A 14,435-nucleotide genomic window follows, 5' to 3' on the forward strand; every position below is an offset into this window, starting at 1 on the left:
TCGACAAGCAGCTCTACAAACGGCGCAACGTCGTTGAACGGTGCTTCAACCGACTCAAGCAGTGGCGCGGCATCGCGACCCGCTACGAGAAGACCACCGAGTCCTACCAGGCCGCCGTCACCCTTGCCTCACTCCTGATGTGGGCGTGACCTTTGAAGACAACTCCTAAGGGGTGTGGGTGGTGCGGCAGGAGAAGCAAGTGCGGGTGGGTGGGGAGCGGCGCCGGCGGCTGGCGGAGCCTCTCAGGAGTGGCGCGCTGAAGGCTTTTATCTTTTAGGGGCGCGGGGCTGTGTCGATATGCGGCTCCGCCGCGCGGGCGCGATCAACCACAGCGGACCCGCACCCGCCAACGCTCAACCCCCGGCAGGCACGCAGGCGTCACGCCAACTGCCCGCCCCTCTCCACCACATCCCCGGCGAGATCAACGGGCCCGACTCCCGCCCTCCGCGCCAACGCCACCGCCGCCAGCGTCGAATGCACCCCCAACTTCCCCAGCACGTTCTGCATATGGGTCCGGACCGTGTGCGGTGACAGGAACAGCCGCTCCGCGACCGCCTTCCGCCCCAGCCCCGCGACCATGCACCGCAACACCTCCCGCTCCCGGGGAGTCAACGACTCCACCAACCGCTCGCTCTCGGTCCGGTGCTTGCGCGCGGCCGTCAACTCCCGCAGTACGCCCGTGAGAAGCGCCGGCGGCAGATGCGTCTCGTCGCGCAGGACCCCCCGCACGACCGTCAACAGCCGTGACAGCGAACAGTCCTTGGCGACCCACCCCGACGCCCCCGCCTGGAGCGCGAGCGCGGCCCGCCGGGGATCGTCCTTCTCCGCGAGCACCACGACCCGTACGTACGCCTGCGAGGCCCGCACGCCGGAGACGAGCGAGATGCCGTCCACGTGCCCGTTCTCACCGACCTCGTGGACCGGCGCGGCCCGCAGCCCCGGCACGCCCGCGCCCAGATCGGCGTCGACGAGCAGCACGTCGAACCGGCGCCCTTCCGCCGCCGCCCGCTCCAGACTCCGCATCGCGGCGGGGCCACTGCCCGCCGCGGACACCTCGACATCGGGCTCGGCCGCCAGCGCCGCGGCCAGCGACTCGGCGAAGATACGGTGATCGTCGACCACCAGAACACGGATGCGAACCACGAAACCCCCTTCCCCAGGCTCCTCGACAGAGCAGGGGATACCCCAGAAAAAGACCGGAGAACGACGGCTGCGGGTACGGCGCCCGTGGCGAGGGTGCCGCACGGCCGCCGCCGTGCGCGTACTGATACCCCCACCGCGAGCGTCGTACCCGACTGTCTCGCCCCCTGAACGGCACCGGCCCCCCGCCGGTGTTGTTCACAGAGTAGGCCCGGGAGCACGGAGCGGAAGCGATTTCGCAGAACTGGTCGGCGGACGCGTTTATGGTGTGCCGCATGTTCAGCTTTGAGACGGAAGTGGACAACACTCGACGCGCTTTGCTCCGTACGAGGCTCCGCGCGGCCAACACGGAGGCGTCCCCCGTACTCCGCGCCCTGCGCGGCACGCACGAGTCCCCGTTACACATCTGGGCCACCACCCCCGCGAACCCCCTCTGCGGCGGACTGGTCGGCCACACCTGGGCCGGCTGGCTGCACGTGACGTTCCTCTGGGTCGACCCCGAGCACCGCGGCGCCGGCCTCGGCACCGGGCTTCTCACCGCGGCGGAGCGCATCGCCCACGAGGAGCGCGGCTGCGCGGCCGTCCGCCTGGAGACCTGGGACTTCCAGGCGCCGGACTTCTACCGGAAATCGGGGTACGACGAGGTGTGCGCGATCCCCGACTACCCGCCGGGCGTCACGGAGTTCACGTTCACGAAGCGGCTGGGCCGGGCGTAGCCGGGGCGACCCCGCGCCACCCACCGCCGACACTTTGCTCTATCTTTACCTCATGACCACCGTGCACCTCGCCGCCCCGCCCCAGGAACCCTCCGACGGGATCACCGGGTGGGTCACGGATCTGATCGACACGATCGGGGGGCCGGGGGCGGGGCTGGCGATCGCGCTGGAGAACCTGTTCCCGCCGATCCCCAGCGAGGTGATCCTGCCGCTGACCGGGTTCGCGGCGGGGCAGGGCGTGCTGAGTCTGCCGTCCGCGCTGTTCTGGACGACGCTGGGGGCGGTCGTCGGCGCGGTCGTCCTCTACTGGATCGGCATGCTGGTCGGGCGGGACCGGGTGCACGCGATCTGGGCGAAGCTGCCGCTGGTCAAACCGGCGGACCTGGTCCGCACGGAGGAGTGGTTCGCCCGGCACGGCACGAAGGCCATCTTCCTCGGCCGCATGCTCCCCGTCTTCCGCAGCCTCATCTCCGTCCCCGCCGGCGTCGAACGCATGCGCCTCCCCACCTTCGTCGCCCTCACCACCCTCGGCAGCCTGATCTGGAACTCCGTCCTGATCATGGCCGGTTACTGGCTGGGCGACCAGTGGGAACTCGTCGAGGCGTACGTCGGGGTGCTGTCCAAGGTGGTCCTGGGACTCGCCGTGGTGGCGGTGGCACTGTTCGTGACGGTACGCATCCGGAGCCGGGGACCGAAGGCCCGGCATCGTCGTTCGACGTGACCTCGCAGCGCGGTAGCGTTACGTTCCATCCAGGGAAGGACAGGGTTCTTTCATGAACGGACGAAAGGAAGGCCCGGCCGCCATGACCACACACCCCATGGGCAATCCATCGGTCCCTCCCCTCCGCACTATCGGTGAACTCCGCGCCGCGCTCACCATGGGTTACGGCTTCCCCGGCGACGCCGACGACTTCGAGGCCGAACTGGCTCGCGAGATCAACCACTCCGATCCGGCCGACCTCACCGGCATCGTCCGCCTGGTGGAGGAGTTCCGAGGGCGGATCGCCGCCCGCCAGGACCCGGCGTTCGACGCGGCCGTCGGCGCGGCGATCTCCGAGATCCAGGCGGCCCGGGAGACAGCGGAGTGACCGACGCGCCGCAGCCGGCCGTCGCCGAGATCACGCATGAGGCGCGTTCCCGCTGCACGGCCATCGGATCGGGAGCGCTCGAAGCCGTCGAGGCGCTGCGAGCCGAATTGGAGAAAAATCCGGCGCTCGGCCGCCAAGCCCGCAGCGCCGTCGGCGGAATGAAGCTCTACACGACTCGGATCGAAGGTACGGAATCCCGCCCGCCCTTGACCGTCACCTACGTCTACGACGCCCCGCCACCTGAGCCCGGCATCGTCCGTATCGCCCTGGTGACTCCGGCGCTGTTCTCGTAATCGAAGAAGCGGTCCCCACAGGCAAGAGACCTGTGGGGACCGCTTCTTGTACGAGCGCGTGCCTGAGGTCACACCAGGCGCCGTGCCCCCGGTGCCGGTACCGCCTCGAAGACGCGCGGGGCCGTGAAGCCGGCTGATGCGAACGCCTCTTCGACGGCCTTGGTGATGCCGGAGACGTCCGACTCCTCGGCGAGGACGATCGCGGAGCCGCCGAAGCCGCCGCCGGTCATGCGGGAGCCGAGGGCGCCGGCGGCCAGGGAGGAGTCGACGACGAGGTCCAGCTCCGGGCAGGAGATGCGGAAGTCGTCGCGGAGGGAGGCGTGGCCCTCGACCAGGACCGGGCCGATCTCGCGGGCGTCCGCGCCGGACTCCAGGAGGCCGACGACGCGTTCGACGCGCTCGTCCTCCGTGACGACGTGCTTCACCAGGCGACGGATCTCCTCGTCGTCGATCCGGGCGAGAGCGGAGTCCAGGTCGGCGTAGGGGACGTCGCGCAGGGCCGTGACGCCGAGGATCGCCGCGCCCTCCTCGCAGCCCGCGCGGCGCTTGCCGTACTCGCCCTCGCTGTGGGCGTGCTTGACCTGGGTGTCGACGACCAGGAGGCGCAGGCCCTCGGACGCGAGGTCGAAGGGGATCTGCTTCTGGGCGAGGTCGCGGGTGTCGAGGAAGAGGGCGTGCCCCTCCTCGCAGCAGGCGGACGCCGTCTGGTCCATGATGCCGGTCGGGGCGCCCACGTAGACGTTCTCCGCGCGCTGGCACAGGCGGGCCAACTGCCAGCGCTGGAGGCCGAGTTCGTAGAGGTCGTTCAGGGCGAGCGCGACGACGACCTCCAGGGCGGCGGAGGAGGAGAGGCCCGCGCCCGAGGGGACCGTGGACGTGAGGTGGATGTCCGCGCCCTTCACGGGGTGGCCCGCCTCGCGCAGCGCCCAGACCACACCGGCCGGGTACGCCGTCCAGTTCGTGTCCGAGCCCGGCTCCAGCGTCGAGATCTCGACGACACCGCCGTCCACGTCAGCCGAGTGCAGGCGCAGCCGGTCGTCCTCGCGCCGCGAGACCGCCGCGATCGCCGTGTGCGGGAGGGCGAACGGCATCACGAAGCCGTCGTTGTAGTCGGTGTGCTCACCGATGAGGTTGACGCGGCCGGGGGCCGCCCAGACGCCGTCCGGCTCTGAGCCGTACAACTCCTGGAAACCGTCCCGGACTTGCTGTGCGCCCAACTCAACTCTCCTTCGAAATCTGCTGCGCGAATTCCCACGCGTCGGCGACGATACCCGCGAGGTCCGCGCGGGACGGCCGCCAGCCCAGCTTCTCGCGGGCGGTGGCGGCGGAGGCGACGAGGACGGCGGGGTCGCCGCCCCGGCGGGGGGCCACGATCTCGGGGATCGGGTGGCCGGTGACCTTGCGGACGGTGTCGATGACCTGGCGGACGGAGAAGCCCTCGCCGTTGCCGAGGTTGCAGATCAGGTGCTCGCCAGGCTGAGCGGCCTTGAGCGCGAGCAGGTGCGCGTCCGCGAGGTCCGCGACGTGGATGTAGTCGCGGATGCAGGTGCCGTCCGGGGTCGGGTAGTCGTCGCCGTAGACGGAGATCGCGTCCCTGCGACCCTGAGCCACCTGAAGTACCAGGGGGATGAGGTGCGACTCGGGGTCGTGCCGCTCGCCCTGGGCGCCGTACGCGCCCGCGACGTTGAAGTAGCGCAGGGAGACCGCGCCGAGGCCGTGGGCGTCCGCCTCGCTGGTGATCATGTAGTCGACCGCGAGCTTGGTCGCCCCGTAGGGGTTGGTCGGCTTGGTGACGGCCGTCTCGGGGATCGGGACGACGTCCGGCTCGCCGTAGGTGGCGGCCGTCGACGAGAACACCAGCTTCTTGACGCCGGCCTCGCGCATCGCGCCGAGCAGCGCCATCGTGCCGCCGACGTTGTTCTCCCAGTACTTCTCGGGTCGTACGACCGACTCCCCTACCTGAGAGCTGGCCGCGAAGTGCAGGACGGCCTCGTACGAGTCGTCGAGCCACTTGCCCGCGTCGCGGATGTCGCCCTCGACGAAGGTCGCGCCCGCCGGGACGCCCTCGCGGAAGCCGGTGGAGAGGTTGTCGAGGACGGTCACGTCGTGGCCGGCCTCCAGCAGGTGCTGGGCCACCACGCCGCCGACGTATCCCGCCCCGCCCGTGACCAGGTACTTGCTCATGAACTCGCTACCTCTCGCAATCGCTCGGCCGCGCGCTCCGGGGCGATGTCGTTGATGAACGCGCCCATGCCCGACTCGGAGCCCGCGAGGAACTTCAGCTTGCCGGAAGTGCGGCGGATCGTGAAAAGCTCCAGGTGCAGCGCGAAGTCGTCGCGGCTGACCCCCTCGAACTCCTCCAGCTGGCCGAACGGCGCCTGGTGCCAGGCGGCGATGTACGGCGTCACCGGCTGATCCACACCCCCTTCCCCTCCATCCCGCCCATCGAAGATCCGGTCGAAGCGCCTCAAGAGTTCCAGATAGACCTTGGGGAACTCTGTGCGCGCGCCCTCGTCGAGCCCGAGCAGGTCCGGGACCCTACGACGGGGGTAGAGGTGCACCTCGTACGGCCAGTGCGCGGCGTACGGCACGAACGCGACCCAGTGTTCACTCTCCAGGACTACGCGCTCGTCGGCGAGTTCACGCTCCAGCACGGCGTCGAAGAGGTTCTCCCCACCGGTCGCGTCCTTGTGCGCGGCGACCTGGCGCAGCATCAGCGCGGTACGGGGGGTGGTGAAGGGGTACGCGTAGATCTGGCCGTGCGGGTGGCCGAGGGTCACCCCGATCTCCTCGCCCCGGTTCTCGAAGGCGAACACCTGCTGGACGGACGGGAGATGGGACAGCTCGGACGTCCGGTCGGTCCACGCGTCCAGGACCAGCCGCGCCTGCTCCTCGGTGAGGTCGGCGAAGGACGAGTTGTGGTCGGAGGTGAAGCAGACGACCTCGCAGCGGCCCGAGTCCCCGGCCAGCGAGGGGAAGCGGTTCTCGAAGACGACGACGTCGTACTGCGAGTCCGGGATCTCGCTCAGGTTGTCGCCCTGGGTGGGGCAGAGCGGGCACTGGTCGGCCGGCGGGTGGTACGTCCGCCCCTGCCGGTGCGAGGCGATCGCGACCTGGTCGCCGAGCAGGGGGTCCCTGCGTACCTCCGAAGTGGTGACCGTGCGGTCGAGTGGACGGCGGTCCACCGCGTCGCGCACCGAGTCGTCCCGCAAGTCGTAGTAGATCAGCTCACGACCGTCGGCCAGCCGGGTCGAGGTCTTCTTCACCTTCGACTCCCCATCCGTGCACCAGCACAGCTAGAACCATCAAACAGAACCGAACACATCAAACCACAAACACACACATCCGGTCACCCTTAGAAGGGCCCCTCTGTGTATCCCCCCACGTCTCTGGCGGCCGAGCTGCGGTTGCCCGTCAACGCGCTCGACTACACGATCCTCGGCATCTACTTCGTCGTCGTCCTCGGCATCGGGTTCGCGGCCCGGCGCTCGGTGAAGACCAGCCTCGACTTCTTCCTCTCCGGGCGGTCGCTGCCCGCCTGGATCACCGGGCTGGCGTTCATCTCCGCGAACCTCGCCGCGACCGAGATTCTCGGGATGGCGGCCAACAGTGCCCAGTACGGGGCGTACACCGTGCACTGGTACTGGATCGGGGCCATCCCGGCGATGGTGTTCCTCGGGCTGGTCATGATGCCCTTCTACTACTCGTCGAAGGTCCGTTCCGTCCCCGAGATGCTGCTCCTGCGGTTCGACAAATGGGCGCATCTGCTCAGTTCCGCGCTGTTCGCGTTCGCCGCGATCCTCATCGCCGGGGTGAATCTGTACGCGCTCGCCATCGTCGTCGAGGCGCTGCTCGGGTGGCCGGAGTGGGTCGCCATCCTCGTCGCCGGGTTCTTCGTGCTCGCGTACATCACGCTGGGCGGGCTCTCCTCCGCGATCTACAACGAGGTCCTCCAGTTCTTCGTGATCCTCGCGGCGCTGATCCCGCTGTCCGTGCTGGGACTGAAGAAGGTGGGAGGTTGGGACGGGCTGACGGACTCGTTGACGGCTACCCATGGGGACGACTTCGTGTCGGCCTGGGGAGGTACGGGTATCGGCAGTGCCAATCCCCTGGGGGCCAACTGGCTGACCATCGTCCTCGGGCTCGGGTTCGTGCTGTCCTTCGGGTACTGGACGACGAACTTCGCGGAGGTGCAGCGCGCGCTCTCCGCCAAGAATCTCTCCGCCGCGCAGCGGACGCCGCTCATCGCCGCGTTCCCGAAGATCTTCATCGTGTTCCTCGTGATGATCCCGGGGCTGGTCGCGGCGGTGCTGGTACCGAAGATCGGGACGTCCGGCTCCGACCTCCAGTACAACGACGCGATCCCGTACCTCATGGAACAGCTCCTGCCCAACGGGGTCCTCGGGATCGCCGTCACCGGGCTGCTCGCCGCGTTCATGGCGGGGATGGCGGCGAACGTGTCGTCCTTCAACACGGTGTTCACGACCGACATCTGGCAGAGGTACGTGGTCACGGACCAGGAGGACGCGTACTACGTCCGCTTCGGGCGCCTGATCACCGCGATCGGTGTAGCGGCCTCGGTGGGCACGGCGTTCCTGGCGTCCTCCTTCTCCAACATCATGAGTTACCTCCAGACCCTGTTCTCCTTCTTCAACGTGCCGATGTTCGTCGTCTTCATCATCGGGATGTTCTGGAAGCGGGCCTCGGCGAAGTCCGGGTTCTGGGGGCTGCTCGCGGGCACGACCGCCGCGATGATCAACTACTTCGTCCTCTACAAGCAGGACGTCATCGGCATCCCCACCGACCAGGGGGCGAACTTCGTCTCCGCGATCGCCGGGTTCGTGGCGGGCGCCGTCGTGATGGTGGTCGTGTCCCTGTTCACGGCACCCAAGCCGGAGGCGGAACTCCAGGGCCTGGTCTACGGCACCCGCTCCCCCGGTATGTCCGAGGCGCCCGGCGCCGGGGACGACGCGTGGTACCGCCGCCCCGCCCTGCTCGGCTGGAGCGCCGTCGTCATCGCCGCCGCCTGCTACATCCCGTTCTCGTTCTGAATCCTGTGGCTCTGAGGCCCTGAGAGGAGAGGTTCGACATGTCCGACGGTTACTCGGAGAAGGACGTCCACCGCGAGGTGACGGCCCTGGAGGAACAGTCCACCACCGCCGCGCGCATCTTCGATCTGCGGCGGATCATCGGGGGGCTGTTCGTCCTCTACGGCGTCATCGTCACGATCACCGGGATCACCGACGGGGACGCGGAGATCGACAAGGCCCAGGGGATCAACATCAACCTGTGGACGGGGTTGGGGATGCTGGCGCTGGGGGTGTTCTTCCTGGGGTGGCTGTGGTTGCGTCCTGCTTTGACGCCGGGAGCGCGGGTGGGGGCGGGGGAGCCGGAGGGCGGCTCGGAGTGAGGTGGGGCTCGGCGTGAGGGTGCCCGGTCCTTCGGGGCGGGCACCCTGGACTACGGTGCCTTGATCGATCAGCCCGGCCGCCTGTCATCACCCTCATACTGGAGGCGGGAGGACCCATGACTCAGCAGACCCTGTACCGGCGGCTGCGCGCCATGCGTGACCACTTCACTCCGCCGCCCGGCCTCGCCTGGCCCGAGATCAGCGACGGGAAGATCGTCATGATGATGAGCCCGCGACCGCGCCATCAGTTCACGGCGAAGTGGGTGTCGAGGCAGCTCGACGGGCAACTTCCCGAGGGCTATTTCGCTTTCGAGGCGACAGATACGGACGACGAAGGGCTTGGCAAACTCCGGGTGCCGGACCTGCTCGTCTGTCCGGGCGAGGCCATGCAGACCGACGGCCCGCTCGACCCCCGCGAGATCCTCCTCGCGATCGAGATCGTCTCCCCGTCCAACCCGGAGAACGACTACCGCGACAAGACCCGCGACTACCCCGCCATGGGCATCCCCCACTACCTGATCCTCGACCCCCGCGACGGCACCTGGACCTACCAGTGGGGCATCGTCCGCGCCGAGGGTCGCCCGGCCTACGACAACCGACTGCATCTGCCCTACGGCGAACCGGTCACCGTGGCAACCGACCTCGGCACCTGGAAGATCGAGACCGACGACCTCCCCCGATACAGCGCGAAGGACATGGGGCTCTCCCCGGAGTGATGGCGAAGCCTTGCCGACCTGGCGGGGAAGGGGTGGGGCTGGAGGAGGAGAGGGCTGCGCCGACCGTTGGCGACGCCGCTGGCGAAGGCACGGTAGTCGTCCGCGGAGACCTGCGACCGCCGTCCTGACCGTCACCGACGAGGGCGACGGTCGTCCCTTCCTCACCTGCCCCGTCCTCACGCCGGACGAGGAGCACGGCCGGGGGCTGCTGATCACGGACGTGATCGCGGCCCGGTGGGGGACGTGTCGGACGCGGCGGGGGCTGATGGTGTGGGCGGAGGTGGAACTACGCGCTGGACAGGGCGAGTTGAATCTGTGATGTGCCTCGGCGGGGTGCGATCACGACCGCTCGACCCCCTGTGCCCCCGCCCTGTCCAGTAAACCCGTCCGCGCGGCCAACGCCGCCGCTTCCAGGCGGGAGCCCACGCCGAGTTTCATGAGGACTCGTTGGACGTGGGTGCGGGCGGTGGAGGGGGCGATGCCCATGCCGGCCGCGATGAGGCGGGTGTCCTCGCCGTCGGCGACGCGGACGAGGACCTCGACCTCGCGGGGGGTGAGCATCTGGAGGAGGCGCTGGCCCTCGTCGTCCGGCTGGGCCGCCGGGTTGAGGAGTTCGCTGAAGGCGTTCTGGAGGAGTTGCGGGGCCACCGCCGCCTCGCCCGCTCTCGCCTTCATGATGGCCCGCTCGACACCTTCGATGCGTTCGTCGTGCCGGACGTACCCGGACGCGCCCGCCGCGAACGCCGCCGCGATGCCGCGCGGGCTCGGGACGGGGCCCAGGACCAGGACGGCGACCTGGGGGCGCTCCCGTTTGATGCGGGCGACGGGGTCGAAGGTCCCCGGCTCCGCGGGCGCCGCCGTACCCAGCAGGCACACCTCGGGCGCTCTGGTGATGACCAGCTCCGCCGCACCCGCCGCGGGCGCGGCGGCGGCCAGCACACGGTGGCCGCGCAGTTTCAGCGCCGAGGCCAGCGCCTCGGCGAGCAGGCGGTGGTCATCGACCACCATCAGCCGCACTCCCATCGAGCAACCCCCCAGTCCCCCCATGGATGCCCAACCCGGACAGTTTCACGCGGAGGTCACCCCCCGGTACCCCCGTCTTTTCATGCCCCCGGAAGCTACACGCTTGTTCGACGTTGCGCTCCCCCTACACGTGAGAAGTGCCCCGGATCGCCGAAAATCCTCTCATTCACGAGCGCGGAAGGGTACGGGCCGCCTACGCGAACGGCCCTGCCCCCGTAGTACTTGAGGGGCAGGGCCATGGCCGGAAACGGTCAGGAACCGGTCCCGTACGCGATCGCCAGCTTCTCGTCCGTGTCACTCGCGCTCACGAACGTCTGCGAGAGGAACAGGCGCCCCTTCGCGTAGAGGATCTCCGAGAGGCCCGGGGACATCCGCGACTCGACCTGGACGACGTCCCGGGTGTCCGGGTTCTTCATCAGGGTCGTCTGCTTGAACGTCGTCCCGTCGATGCTGACGACCTCGCCGCCCTTGTCGTACGACGCCTCCTTGTACGCGAGGAGGTTCGCGCCGTCCATGCGCAGCGGGTAGAGGTCCTCCTCGCCGCCGTCCGCCCGCTGGCCGGTCTGCTTTCCGGTGACGACGTCGAAGGCGACGATCTGCTTCGCGCTGGACGAGCCGCCGGAGCCGACGCTGTCCTCGGTCTGGATGTAGAGGCGGTCACCGGCGGCGATCACGCCCTCGCAGCCGTCGGCCTGCGAGATCTCGCACTCGGCGCCGTAGTCGTCGCCCGGCACGGAGATCCGGGCCCGCAGCTGACCCGTCTTGTTGTCGATGGAGAACAGGTCCGACAGGGCGCTGCCGTCGCCCGCGCTGTCGCCGACGTCCGCGCCGACGACCAGGGGGTCGGTGGAGATGATGCTCGCGTACTCGATGCCGGTCGCCAGCTTGTACTCGGAGAGGACCTTGCCGGTGAGCGGGTCGAGGGTCTGGGCGCTGAGGACCGGGTTGTCGTAGTCGCCGCACTTGCGCAGGGCGACGAGTTTCGGGCCGCCGCCGTAGCCGCGGTCGTGGCAGGTGTCCGCCGCCTTCGGCTGCCACAGGGACTTGCCGGTGGTCAGGTCGAAGGCAGCGCCGCCGCTGGTGCCGCTCGCGGCGACCGTGGTGCCGCTGATCGTGACGGCGTCGAAGGTCAGCGCGTAGTCACCGGCCGAGGCCGTCTTCGTCCACAGCAGTTTTCCGGCGGCGAGGTCCAGGGCGCCGACCTGGCTGCACTGCTGGTACGTCTGCTTCGTCGGCTTCGCGGGCCTGAACAGGATCGCCGTCCTCGTCCCGTCCGGTCCCGTCCAGCGGCTCGCTCCGCACACCGGGCCCGGGAGTTTGACGGTCCACAGCTTCGTCCCCTTGTCGAGGTCGTAGCCGTTGATCTCCGAGACGCCCGACTTCGCGAACACCTTGTCGGTGACCCACGAGCCGTCCGTGTCGAGGCTCTCCCCCTTCACGAGTGAGGGGATGGGCAGTTGGAACAACACCTTCGACGCGGGGTCGGACGGCGCCTTCTCGACGGCCGCGCCTCCGCCGCCGGCGGCGCCGCCGGTCGGGCTCGCGCTCGGCTTGTCGTCCTTCTTCGCCTCGTTCTGCGACGACTTCGAGTTCGAGTACCAGACGCCGCCGCCGATGATCAGCGCCATCGCCACGAGCGCGGACGCGACGATCGCGATCTGCGCCTTCAGCCCGTCCTTGCCGCCGGCCTGCGCCTGCATGGGCGCGGTCGGCGGCGACGGCTGTCCGTACGTCGGCTGCTGCGCGGGATACCCGTACGACGCCGGCGACTGGGGCTGCGGCGGGGCGGGGTAGCCGTAGGCGGGCTGGGGGGAGGGCTGGGGGTAGCCGTAGCCGGGGGGCGGGGCCGGGGGGCCTTGAGGGGTAGGGGGGGTGTGGGGGGCGCCGTAGGCGGGCGGCGGACCCTGCGGGTGGCTGGAGGCCGGGGGCTGCGGCGGGCTCTGCGGTTGCGGCGGGCCTTGGGGAGCGCCGTAGGCAGGGGGCTGCGGGGGAGCCGGCGGGGGGTTCTGCGGCTGGGGCTGTGGGGAGCCCGGCGGGGCGAACGGCGGGGGCTGGTTCGGGGGCTGGTGCGGAGGGTTGCCGGGGGGCGGGCCCTGAGGGGGCTGGGTCATGGTGTGGGTACCTCGGGGAACGCTCGGGTGGGGAGGGGACGTGGAAGGGGGTGGGCCTGGTTCACTCGGGCCGCCGGTACGTTCGTACGCGGCTCGGTCGCCGTAGGCCCGCCTGTGTGGGGTGCGCCGCTCACTTGCCGTACACCAGCATCAGCTTCTGGCGGGTGTCGTCGTTGCCGGTGATGCGGGTGGTGGAGAGGTAGAGGCGGTTGTCGGTCCACGCGATGTCACGGGAGGAGAAGCCGTTCTCGATCTTCGTGGTGGAGGCGGGGAGTTGGAGGAGCTTGGTGGGGGTGTGGGAGGTGCCGGCGGTGGGGATGGAGAGGACCTGGCCCGGGGTGTCGTAGGAGGGTTCGACGTAGGCGATCAGGTTTCCGGCGTCCATGCGGATGGGCTGCATGGGGCCCTCGCCGGGGGACTTCGCCCGCCACTTCTCCTTGCCCGTGGCGAGGTCGACGGCGACGATCTCGTTCGGGCCGCTGCCCGAATCCGTGGGCAGATAGAGGGTGTTGGCGTCGGTGGCCGTACCCCCGCAGCCCATCAGGTCGCGGTGGAAGACGTCCCAGCCGCAGTCGGTGCCGATCTTCAGGTCGAAGCCGACCTGGGAGCGCACGCTACCGTCCGCCTTGAACGCGGCGATGTTCATCAGGTTCTTGTCGTCGTGGGTGCTGTAGACGACCAACGGGTCGACGGAGAAGGTCCGTTCGACCTCCCACCCCTTGTCCAGCGGCCGGGTCCACTTCACCGCTCCGGTCGCCGGGGTCAACTCCTGGATCTCGGTGTGCTCGTTGGTGCCGAGGGCGTCGCAGGAGGCGACCGAGATCAGGCGGTTCGCCGACGCGGCGAACGCGGAGGGGAAGCAGGCGTCGCCGTACTTCTCCTTCTCGTACAGGGACTTGCCGGTGCGGACGTCGTAGGCGATACCGGACTGCGAGCGGCCGACCATGACCGTGTCGCCGGCGAGCGTGAGGCTGATGTCGGAGGCGCTGTCGAAGAGCTTGCCGTCGGGGACCTTGGCGGTCCACCCCTTCGCGCCGGTCCGCAGATCGATCTGCTGGAGCTGGTTGCACTGCGCCCGGCTGCTGACCCCGCTCATGTAGGCGACGACGATCTTCCCGTCGGCGGTCTGCTGCCGGGTCGCCGCGCAGATCTTCTGCGGGAGGGTCAGCGTCGGCCACGCGGACGTCCCGTCGGCGGCCTTGTACGCGAGGAGCTGCTTGTACGCCGCCTTCACCGCGATCTGGCCCGTGAACCACATGCCGGGCGCGTCGGCGCCGTCGGCGGGCGTGTCCGGGGCCTCCTTGTACCAGAGCACCTTCGCCTCGCCCGCCTTGCGGCCGGCGTTGAGGTCGGTCTCCTCCTTCTTGCCGTCGCCGTCCCCGTCACCGGGGTTGACGGGGTCGTCGGAGGAGGAGGGGGAGGCGGAGGCGTCGGGGCCGGTGCTCTCCTGGGCCACCGGCTTCTTGTCGTCGCCGCCCCCGGTGACCGCGTACACGGTCCCGCCGATCACGAGGAGCGCGGCGACGGCGGCGCCGATCACCAACGCGGGTTTCTTGGCGCGGCCGGGGGTGCCGGGGCCGGGCGGCTGCGGCGGGGGGTACCCGTAGCCCTGAGGGGGGTTCCCGTAGGGGCCGGGGGGCTGGGCGGCGTAGGGGCCGGCCTGGGGATACCCGTAGCCCTGAGGGGGCTGGGGAGGCGTCGGGGGCTGAGCCGGCTGCGCCGGGGGCTGGGAGGGCTGCGCCGGTGGCTGATACGGACCCGACGAGTACGGCCCCGGCTGGGGAGCCCCGTACGGCCCCTGTGGTGCACCGAACCCCCCGCCCTGCGGAGCGCCCGGTGCCGGGCCGAAGCCACCCCCCGGTGGATTCCCCTGACCGTGACCGTCGTACGGCGGCGGCTGAGCCATCGATCTGTTCCCCCATGTAGTTCACTGCTTTT

General features: G+C 69.8%; 15 protein-coding genes. 8 read left to right on the forward strand and 7 right to left on the reverse strand.

Translation table 11 applies throughout. The features are described from left to right. A partial coding sequence (locus ABZX85_RS46320; protein ID WP_355884103.1) for a transposase occupies nucleotides 1-149 on the forward strand: 149 nt, incomplete at its 5' end. Between the two features lie 229 nt (nucleotides 150-378). Here the strand turns inward: ABZX85_RS46320 and ABZX85_RS46325 are convergent. Next, a complete protein-coding gene (locus ABZX85_RS46325) occupies nucleotides 379-1,143 on the reverse strand; it encodes a response regulator transcription factor (RefSeq protein ID WP_355884000.1) in 765 nt (254 codons plus the stop codon). A gap of 260 nt (nucleotides 1,144-1,403) precedes the next feature. On the opposite strand from ABZX85_RS46325, the gene ABZX85_RS46330 reads away from it, so the two are divergent. The 4 genes from ABZX85_RS46330 (at nucleotide 1,404) to ABZX85_RS46345 (ending at nucleotide 3,237) form a co-directional block, all read left to right on the forward strand. Beyond that, nucleotides 1,404-1,856: an N-acetyltransferase gene (locus ABZX85_RS46330; protein WP_355884002.1), complete on the forward strand. Its 453-nt coding sequence runs from the start codon at nucleotides 1,404-1,406 to the stop codon at nucleotides 1,854-1,856. Between the two features lie 52 nt (nucleotides 1,857-1,908). After that, nucleotides 1,909-2,577: a DedA family protein gene (locus ABZX85_RS46335; RefSeq protein WP_355884004.1), complete on the forward strand. Its 669-nt coding sequence runs from the start codon at nucleotides 1,909-1,911 to the stop codon at nucleotides 2,575-2,577. An 82-nt stretch (nucleotides 2,578-2,659) separates the two neighbouring features. Next, nucleotides 2,660-2,944: a hypothetical protein gene (locus tag ABZX85_RS46340; RefSeq protein WP_355884006.1), complete on the forward strand. Its 285-nt coding sequence runs from the start codon at nucleotides 2,660-2,662 to the stop codon at nucleotides 2,942-2,944. Continuing rightward, nucleotides 2,941-3,237: a hypothetical protein gene (locus ABZX85_RS46345; RefSeq protein WP_355884008.1), complete on the forward strand. Its 297-nt coding sequence runs from the start codon at nucleotides 2,941-2,943 to the stop codon at nucleotides 3,235-3,237. Before ABZX85_RS46340 ends, ABZX85_RS46345 begins: the two co-directional genes overlap by 4 nt. A 68-nt stretch (nucleotides 3,238-3,305) precedes the next feature. On the opposite strand, the gene galK is transcribed toward ABZX85_RS46345, so the two are convergent. The 3 genes from galK to galT are packed head-to-tail and all read right to left on the reverse strand — an operon-like array spanning nucleotide 3,306 to nucleotide 6,503. Continuing rightward, nucleotides 3,306-4,454, reverse strand: coding sequence for a galactokinase (galK, locus tag ABZX85_RS46350; protein WP_355884010.1), 1,149 nt, complete (start codon nucleotides 4,452-4,454; stop codon nucleotides 3,306-3,308). A 1-nt stretch (nucleotide 4,455) separates the two neighbouring features. Beyond that, nucleotides 4,456-5,421, reverse strand: a complete 966-nt coding sequence (gene galE / locus ABZX85_RS46355) for a UDP-glucose 4-epimerase GalE (protein WP_355884012.1) — start codon at nucleotides 5,419-5,421, stop codon at nucleotides 4,456-4,458. Further along, the gene (galT, locus tag ABZX85_RS46360; protein ID WP_355884014.1) at nucleotides 5,418-6,503 is read right to left on the reverse strand and encodes a galactose-1-phosphate uridylyltransferase; all 1,086 of its coding nucleotides are present in this window, start codon (nucleotides 6,501-6,503) and stop codon (nucleotides 5,418-5,420) included. The genes galE and galT overlap by 4 nt, the downstream gene beginning before the upstream one ends. Nucleotides 6,504-6,608: 105 nt before the next feature. Here galT and ABZX85_RS46365 point away from each other — a divergent pair, with 105 nt between their 5' ends. The 3 genes from ABZX85_RS46365 to ABZX85_RS46375 all read left to right on the forward strand — a co-directional run bounded on the left by ABZX85_RS46365 (nucleotide 6,609) and on the right by ABZX85_RS46375 (nucleotide 9,363). Continuing rightward, a complete protein-coding gene (locus tag ABZX85_RS46365) occupies nucleotides 6,609-8,288 on the forward strand; it encodes a sodium:solute symporter family protein (RefSeq protein WP_355884016.1) in 1,680 nt (559 codons plus the stop codon). A gap of 38 nt (nucleotides 8,289-8,326) precedes the next feature. Continuing rightward, entirely contained in the window at nucleotides 8,327-8,647 is a 321-nt protein-coding gene (locus tag ABZX85_RS46370) for a hypothetical protein (protein ID WP_355884018.1), read from the forward strand. 116 nt (nucleotides 8,648-8,763) lie between these two features. Beyond that, complete coding sequence (locus ABZX85_RS46375; RefSeq protein ID WP_355884020.1) at nucleotides 8,764-9,363, forward strand: Uma2 family endonuclease; 600 nt, start codon at nucleotides 8,764-8,766, stop codon at nucleotides 9,361-9,363. A gap of 339 nt (nucleotides 9,364-9,702) precedes the next feature. Here ABZX85_RS46375 and ABZX85_RS46380 read toward each other — a convergent pair whose 3' ends face one another. From ABZX85_RS46380 to ABZX85_RS46390, 3 genes are all read right to left on the reverse strand, one after another. Beyond that, nucleotides 9,703-10,386, reverse strand: a complete 684-nt coding sequence (locus tag ABZX85_RS46380) for a response regulator transcription factor (RefSeq protein ID WP_355884022.1) — start codon at nucleotides 10,384-10,386, stop codon at nucleotides 9,703-9,705. A gap of 251 nt (nucleotides 10,387-10,637) precedes the next feature. After that, a complete protein-coding gene (locus ABZX85_RS46385; protein WP_355884024.1) occupies nucleotides 10,638-12,497 on the reverse strand; it encodes a PQQ-binding-like beta-propeller repeat protein in 1,860 nt (619 codons plus the stop codon). 130 nt (nucleotides 12,498-12,627) lie between these two features. Next, nucleotides 12,628-14,403 (reverse strand): PQQ-binding-like beta-propeller repeat protein, encoded by a 1,776-nt coding sequence (locus ABZX85_RS46390; RefSeq protein ID WP_355884026.1) that lies wholly within the window; start codon nucleotides 14,401-14,403, stop codon nucleotides 12,628-12,630. Nucleotides 14,404-14,435 lie beyond the last annotated feature (32 nt).

Origin of the sequence: Streptomyces sp. NPDC004539 (assembly GCF_040610055.1) — a bacterium.
In the GTDB taxonomy this organism is placed as follows: domain Bacteria; phylum Actinomycetota; class Actinomycetes; order Streptomycetales; family Streptomycetaceae; genus Streptomyces.